Annotated in this window: 2 protein-coding genes; both read right to left on the reverse strand. The window is 69.5% G+C overall.

The features are described from left to right. On the reverse strand, nucleotides 1–1,043 hold a 1,043-nt coding region (locus AC5JJ6_RS09355; protein ID WP_496041778.1), incomplete at its 3' end, for a PIG-L family deacetylase. Then, nucleotides 1,033–2,319, reverse strand: a complete 1,287-nt coding sequence (locus AC5JJ6_RS09360) for an ROK family transcriptional regulator (protein WP_496041779.1) — start codon at nucleotides 2,317–2,319, stop codon at nucleotides 1,033–1,035. The genes AC5JJ6_RS09360 and AC5JJ6_RS09355, both read right to left, overlap by 11 nt. Between the last annotated feature and the right edge of the window lie 99 nt (nucleotides 2,320–2,418).

The following is a 2,418-nucleotide window of genomic DNA, read 5'->3' on the forward strand; positions in this document are numbered from 1 at the left end:
CCGGAGGAAATAGCGATGACGGCATCCAACTCACGAAGCTTGCGTTCCAGCCGATGTGCAGTTCGTCCGCGCAGTTCCGGTGGACAAGTCAGCAGCGTGGCTTCCACATGACCGGCGGCTTCGATTGCGGAAGAACGGATCGCCGCCACGTCGGGGAAAGCGGCACGGCAGCGCTTTACTGCTTCCTGCGCCGCTTCCAGACCCGCGAGCGCGCCAAGGTCCGCCGGCAGTCCGTCGCGGATGTCGGTCATTCCGGGCATCCCGCCGATGCGGCAGTGCAGGGGCCAAGCCGTCTCAGGCCGGTCCAGGCAGACGCCCATCCCCTGGGAGCGATGACAGGCGCGCGACCACTCGCCGATCTGGTCGAACGCCGCTCCCGTGACGGTATCGGCTCCCGGCGCTTCGACCACCACGCTGGCGGACGGCGGCGGAACCTCGTCGTCATAGGCGTAGCTGGCACCCGACCATGCCGGGACATAGAGCCGGGCGACCTGCCAGGGCTCCGATCCCTCCGTCCGGTACGTGGGATCGGCGGCAAGTGCTACGGCGGTTTCCGCGGCCCTCGTCATCGCCCGGTGATGCCCGTGCTGACCGGGGACGTCCAGGAACGTCGTTATCACGATATCGGGCCGATCCCGCCGGTATGCCTTGACCAGACGGTCGACGATCCGGTCCTCGCCCCAGCGCGCCAGGGTGTCCTCCGCGTTCTTGGAGAAGCCGAAATCATGGACGGGATCTCCCGGCCCCATGCCGAGCCACGCGATATCGGCATCCAGCACCCGTGCCGCCGCTTCCATCTCCCGCGTCCGGAGCACGGCAAGAGCGGCACCGCGTTCGGGTCCCAAAGCGTTCTGTCCGCCTTCGCCGCGCGTCGAGCAGGCGATCACGACCCGCATGCCGTAGCCGAAGCGCAGTGCCGCGAGAAGGCCGCTGGCCTCGTCGTCGGGGTGGGCGCCGGTGTTCATCACGGTCAGGACGGAGCCCAGCCGCTCCAGTGCCCGGTGCAGATTCTCAAGATCGGTCGGTACCAGATCAGTCGGCAAGCGTGTCTTCCTTCTCCGCGATGGCAGGCGGGACTTCGGTTTCAGAAAACCGCGCGCGGTCCAGGCGCGGCGCCAAGGTTTCCAGCAGGGGCAGGGCGGCGGCGCCCAGGGCTGCGGTCAGCCGCCCCGTCGCTCCGGCCAGGACGCGCGGCAGGCTGCGCCGGCGGCGGCTGGCGACGGAGATCGGCAGCGGGTGCATCGCCTCGATCAGCGCGTCGAGCAGCGCCACCGGCAGGGAGCCGCCAAGGATGATGCTTTCCGGATCGAACAGGTTCTCCAGCATCGCGATCATCGGCGCCAGCTTCGCGGCGGCGTCGCGGGTCCAGGCCGTCAGTTCCGGATGACCTGATCTGACCAGCGCGTCCAGATCGGCGCGCCGGCCGGCATCGAGGCCGGACGCCGCCAGCCTTTCGTCAAGCGCGTGGAGGGAGGCGTAGCGTTCCAGGCAGCCCCGGTTGCCGCAGGGGCAGGGCAGGCCGTCGGGGACGACCATGACATGGCCGACTTCTCCGGCATTGCCGAAAGCGCCCCGGAACGGCCGGCCCTCGCTGACGATGCCAAGGCCGACGCCGACGCCGAAATAGACCAGGCAGAAGTCGCGCAGCGACTTGCCGGCGCCGTGCAGCCGCTCGCCCACGGCGGCGGCGGTCGCGTCGTTCTCGACCACGACCGGCAGGCCGGTCGCGGCGGTCAGCACGGCGGCCGCGTCGATGCCGCTCCAGCCGGGCAGGGTGGTGGGGCCGACGGACGACAGGCCTTCGATCTCGAACGGACCCGGCATGACCACGCCGACGCCAAGCACCTGGGCGGTGCCGCCGTCCGGTGTCTCGCGGATGCGCGCGACCTCCGCCGCGACCAGGGGAACGAGGCTGTCGGGGGCGGTGTCGGTCAGCTTGATCCGGCGCTGCGCCCGCAACTGGCCGGCCAGATCGACCAGCACGGTGACGAGGCCGTCGGCGGCCAGTTCGACCCCGACGGTGGCGCCGCCGTCCGGATTGACGGCGAACTGGACCGGCGGCTGTCCCCGCCCCGCCTTGCGCCGGCCCTGGCGGATCAGCAGCCCGTCGGCCGCCAGTTCGTCGACGATGTTGGAAACGGCCTGGGCCGTCAGATGGGCCATGCGGGCGATCTCGGCCCTGCCGATGGGACCGTGCAACCAGACCGTCTCCAGCACGACGCGGCGGTTATGGGTCCGGTTGCGCTCGGGGTTGCTCCCGATCGCGGCATTGCCGGTGGTCGCCTGGGAAGAGGCCGACGACGCCTTTGGAATCCGCATTGTCCCTCGGAAAGCTTGATCGACAGGGCTGCTCGAGAGTCTCACCCTGACTATAATAACTCAAGTGAATTTAGTTATTGACGGAACCGGCCGTCCATC

The sequence above is a fragment of the Skermanella sp. genome (assembly GCF_059503625.1).